Here is a 5,164-nt window from a genome sequence, read left to right on the forward strand (position 1 = left end):
TCAGGTGCTAATCTGCTGAAACAGAAAACGGGGTGGCCCAAAAGCCACCCCGTTTTGCATTTCGCGCCCAGTAAACCGACCTGCCGGTTATTCAGCAGCGATTGGAACATCCTGCCGCTGATTTTCCGGCAATGTCATATCAAAGCGCAATTTATCGCGAAGCTCGTCAATTGCGCGGATGCGTTTGATTTCGTCAAAGCAATCGGCACCCTGCGCATGGCTTTTGCGGATCAGGGCCATCCATTGTTTGATGCGCCCGGCCTGATGATTTTCCGATGCTCCGTCTTCGTTCATCAGATCGCAATAGGACAGAAGCATCGTCAAAACATCCGCCCAGCTTTCCTTGGGCAGGTGTGATCCGCCTTCAAACGCCTTGATGCGGTTGGCAAGGTCGGGGGCGGCAATTGCGCCACGGCCCAGCATGAAGCTGTCACAGCCCGAAATATCGCGGCATTTCTGATAATCCGAGACATCCCAGATTTCACCATTGCCGGTCAAGCCAATGGAAATGGCTTCGCGGATGCGCGCCAGATATTCCCAATGTGCTGGCGGTTTATAGCCTTCCAGCTTGGTGCGCGCATGAACTGTCAGATGCTGCGCGCCACCGGCTTCGACAGCGCGCGCGATATCAAGGAACAGTTCCTTGTCCGAAAAGCCCAGACGTACCTTGGCACTGACGGGGATTTCCGCCGGAACTGCACGGCGCACGGCTGAAACAATCTGGAACAGATTATCCGGGCATTTCAAAAGCGATGCGCCGGCTTCGCGCTTGTTCACGGTTTTGGACGGGCAGCCGAAATTGATGTCAATGCCCGGCGCGCCAAGCTCGACCGCGACCACGGCATTTTCGCCCATCAATTCGGGATCATGCCCCATCAACTGCACCAGTACCGGCACACCCGAAAGCGTCTTGCCGCCGTTCAGAAGTTCCGGGCAATAGCGATGAAACACATGAGCCGGAAACAGGTTTTGCGACACGCGGATAAACTCGGTCACGCACAAGTCGAACCCGCCGGTCGCGGTCAGCAATTGCCGAACGCGCCAGTCAACAAGTCCTTCCATCGGTGCAAGCACCAGACGCGTCATCGCAAGTGTGTCCTGTTTCATGAATTAAGTTGGCGGCTTTTACCACAAAAGCCCAAAACGTGCCGTTGAAAAATCACAGACCAGCAATGTGCGAGATGCCAGCAAAACCGCCGAAATGAGGCGAAATAAGCGCATTGCTGACACGATTTGCGCCGATTTGGCGGCTAGATTAACTGCATCAAAAACAACCAAGAAATGCCCGGTGATTGGCATCGGGCAGGAGTAAGAAACATGCTGTATATCTTTGAAAGTGCCTTTGACGAGGTCGAAGCCGTATCACGCGAAGCACGTGAGAAACTAAGCGGTCTTGAAGCCATCCTGAAATCAACCGCCGAAAGCCTTGAAGTCCTTAAAGAACGGCTCGAACAGACTGCGAGCTAACGCATTTCTTTCCATCTTTGATCTATGTCTTGGAATTGGAACTCTGGCTGCCCCATGCTCGTTAACAAGCTAATGGGCCATCAGGTCTGTCATGACAGCCAAGGAGGATTTTGAAATGCTGTATATCGTTGAAAAAGCACTCGATGAACTCGAAGCCGTGCCAAGCGAAAAACGCGAAGGCCTTGCCCATCTTGAACAGGAAATCAATGATGCGGTCGAGAAGCTTAAAATCCTGAAGGACAAGCTGAAAGACGACGCTGAGGGCAAGTAACCTCGCTGAACGTCTTGGTCCAAAGGCCGTGCTGATTGCGCGGCCTTTTGTTTTGCCTAGTTCGATCCGGTCTTGATTAGCCCCAACAATTCCTCGACCGCGGCGGTCGGGTTGGTGGTGCCGGAAAGGACGTCAGATTAAGGGTTGTTAGGCGGCTTGCGACATCTTCGCGGTGGGTGAAGGTTTCAAGCAATCGGTCGCGCAGCATCGTCCACATCCAGTCACGTTGCTGACGGGCGCGCTTGGCGGCGAATTCGCCTTCCTTGTCCATCACCGCACGATGCTGGTTGATCAGGTCCCAGATGTTATCAAGCCCGTCATTAATTAGGGCGGAAACCATGACTGATTGTGGGCGCCAATGTTTGCTGGTGGGCTGCATAATACGCAAAGCTGAGGAATACTCACGTTTGGCTTCGCGGGCCTTGGCCGGGTCGGCATCGGCCTTATTCACCGCGATCAGATCGGCGATTTCAAGAACGCCTTTCTTGATGCCCTGAAGCTCATCCCCCGCGCCGGGCAGCATCAGCACCAAAAAGAAATCGGTCATTTGCGCGACCATGGTTTCGCTTTGTCCGGCACCGACAGTTTCGACCAAGACCACGTCAAAACCGGCTGCTTCACACAGCAAGATGGTTTCGCGCGTCATGCGGTTGACCCCACCCAGATAGCCGCTGCTGGGCGATGGGCGGATATAGGCGTTGGGATCAATCGAAAGTTCGTTCATCCGGGTCTTGTCACCCAGGATCGAACCGCCTGACCGGCTACTGGTCGGGTCAACGGCAAGGACGGCGACCTTCTTGCCAGCGCGGGTCAGGTTTTTGCCAAATGCCTCGATAAAGGTCGATTTGCCAACACCGGGCACACCGGTGATGCCGATGCGTTGCGAACCGCCCGTTTTCGGCATGAGTTGGGCCAGAACGGCTTGCGCCTGTTCGAAATGTTTGGGGTTGCGGCTTTCAACCAGCGTGATGGCGCGTGACAGGATCGTGCGATTGCCTGTCAGAACGCCTTCAACGATTTCATCAGTGGAAAGCACACGTCTGCGCACAGCCTTGCGCGGGCTTACGGTTCCGCCCGTGCCAGCAGGTATGGTGCGCAGCGTTTCTTTCACCGATGGTTCCTTTTCGGATGCCGCCAAATCAAGTGTCTATGCCCATGCCGATGAGAGGGGCGGGGCAGAAGCAGCGATCAGGCTGCTTCTTCGCCAGATTGATTTAGCTTTTCTAGCAGGTCGCCGGCTGCTTCGGCAATCACCGTTCCGGGCGGGAAGATCGCCTCTGCCCCGGCAGCAAACAGCTTGTCGAAGTCCTGTGGCGGGATCACGCCCCCGGCAACGATCATGATGTCTTCACGGCCAAGCTTATCAAGTTCGGCACGAAGCTGCGGGATAAGGGTCAGGTGACCTGCGGCAAGTGAACTTGCACCAACGATATGAACATCGTTCTCGACGGCCTGCTTTGCGGCTTCTTCCGGGGTCTGGAACAGCGGGCCGATATCGACATCAAAGCCAAGATCGGCGAAGGCAGTCGCAATCACCTTCTGACCACGGTCATGGCCATCCTGACCCATCTTGGCGATCAGGATACGCGGACGACGGCCTTCATTGGTTTCGAACTCCGTGATCAGGCGATCGACCTTTGCCAATGCCTCGTTATCAGCGCCGACTTCGGTTTTATAAACGCCCGAGATAGATCGAATAACAGCCTGATGACGGCCATAGACCTTTTCAAGCGCATCGGAGATTTCGCCCACCGTACATTTCGCGCGAGCGGCTTCGACGGCAAGTTCAAGCAGGTTGCCAGTTCCGCTGTCAGCGGCATTGGTCAGGGCGGTTAGCGCACTTTCAACGGACGCGTTGTCACGTTCAGCGCGCAGACGTTCAAGCTTGGCAATCTGCTGGCGACGGACTTCGGCGTTATCGACCTGAAGAACATCAACCGGGCGATCATCGGTCACGCGGTATTTGTTCACGCCGACCAAAGTCTGGCGGCCGCTATCAATGCGGGCCTGCGTGCGGGCAGCAGCTTCTTCGATGCGCATTTTGGGAATGCCGGCTTCAATCGCCTTGGCCATGCCGCCTTGTTCTTCGACCTCGGCGATATGCGCCCATGCCTTTTCCGCCAGATCACGGGTCAGGCGTTCGACATAATATGAGCCACCCCATGGATCGATGACATTGGTCGTGCCGCTTTCCTGTTGCAGGAACAGCTGGGTGTTGCGTGCAATCCGGGCCGAGAAATCGGTCGGAAGGGCCAGTGCCTCATCCAGCGCGTTGGTATGCAGGGACTGTGTGTGGCCCTGTGTCGATGCCATCGCCTCAACACATGTGCGTACAACGTTGTTAAACACGTCCTGTGCGGTCAGGGACCAACCGGATGTCTGGCTGTGTGTGCGCAGCGAGAGTGATTTGGGGTTTTGCGGATCAAACTGTTTGATCAGCTTGGCCCAGATCATGCGGGCCGCCCGCATTTTGGCGATTTCCATGAAGAAATTCATGCCAATCGCCCAGAAGAAGGACAAACGCGGTGCGAACTTATCAATCGGCAATCCCGCTGCCTGACCTGCACGGGCATATTCAATGCCGTCGGCCAGCGTATAGGCCAGCTCAAGATCGGCCGTCGCACCGGCTTCTTGCATGTGATAGCCGGAAATCGAGATCGAGTTGAATTTCGGCATGTTTTGCGAGGTAAAGGCAAAGATGTCCGAAATGATGCGCATCGATGGTTTCGGCGGATAGATATAGGTGTTGCGCACCATGAATTCTTTGAGGATGTCGTTCTGAATGGTGCCCGAAAGCTGTTCGTGCTTCACACCCTGTTCTTCGGCCGCCGCAATATAAAGCGCCATGACGGGCAGAACCGCACCATTCATGGTCATGGAAACCGACATCTGATCAAGCGGGATGCCATCAAACAGGGTGCGCATGTCATAGATGCTGTCAATCGCAACACCAGCCATGCCGACATCACCGGTTACGCGCGGATGATCGCTGTCATAACCACGGTGGGTGGCAAGATCGAATGCAATCGACAGGCCCTTTTGACCGGCCGCCAGGTTACGGCGATAAAACGCGTTGGATTCTTCAGCGGTCGAGAAACCGGCATATTGGCGAATGGTCCAGGGACGCTGCACATACATGGTCGGGTAGGGGCCACGCAAAAACGGCGGCATGCCCGGCATGGTGCTCAGATGATCAATGCCATCTAGATCCTTGGGACCATAGGATGGTTTAACATCAATGCCTTCGGGCGTGGTCCACGGCGTTGCTTCAAACGGATCCTTTGCCCCGGCAGAAGCCCCATCAAACAACGGAAGATCGGAGAAATCAGGAATACGGGACATGGTTATTTCTCCCCCTGTTTGGCAAGAAGATGGTCAAGTGCGGCACAGCAAATGGCAAGAACGTCTGCGCCAACAAAGATAAAC

At 55.2% G+C, this 5,164-nt stretch carries 5 protein-coding genes; 2 read left to right on the forward strand and 3 right to left on the reverse strand.

What is annotated here, in order from left to right; genetic code table 11:
* Nucleotides 1-87 precede the first annotated feature (87 nt).
* Complete coding sequence (locus ACMZ66_RS15685) at nt 88-1,086, reverse strand: tRNA dihydrouridine synthase (protein ID WP_416938475.1); 999 nt, start codon at nt 1,084-1,086, stop codon at nt 88-90.
* A 231-nt stretch (nt 1,087-1,317) separates the two neighbouring features.
* On the opposite strand from ACMZ66_RS15685, the gene ACMZ66_RS15690 reads away from it, so the two are divergent.
* Nucleotides 1,318-1,467 carry a hypothetical protein gene (locus ACMZ66_RS15690; protein ID WP_416938477.1) on the forward strand — a complete coding sequence of 50 codons (150 nt, stop codon included), beginning with the start codon at nt 1,318-1,320 and terminating at the stop codon, nt 1,465-1,467.
* A gap of 115 nt (nt 1,468-1,582) precedes the next feature.
* Complete coding sequence (locus tag ACMZ66_RS15695) at nt 1,583-1,738, forward strand: hypothetical protein (RefSeq protein WP_416938479.1); 156 nt, start codon at nt 1,583-1,585, stop codon at nt 1,736-1,738.
* Nucleotides 1,739-1,814: 76 nt separating this feature from the next.
* Here the strand turns inward: ACMZ66_RS15695 and meaB are convergent, their stop codons facing one another.
* Nucleotides 1,815-2,849, reverse strand: coding sequence for a methylmalonyl Co-A mutase-associated GTPase MeaB (meaB, locus tag ACMZ66_RS15700; RefSeq protein WP_416938480.1), 1,035 nt, complete (start codon nt 2,847-2,849; stop codon nt 1,815-1,817).
* Between the two features lie 77 nt (nt 2,850-2,926).
* Complete coding sequence (gene scpA / locus ACMZ66_RS15705; protein ID WP_416938481.1) at nt 2,927-5,080, reverse strand: methylmalonyl-CoA mutase; 2,154 nt, start codon at nt 5,078-5,080, stop codon at nt 2,927-2,929.
* Nucleotides 5,081-5,164: the final 84 nt, after the last annotated feature.

The sequence above is a fragment of the Thalassospira sp. genome (assembly GCF_048059015.1).
Taxonomy (GTDB): domain Bacteria; phylum Pseudomonadota; class Alphaproteobacteria; order Rhodospirillales; family Thalassospiraceae; genus Thalassospira.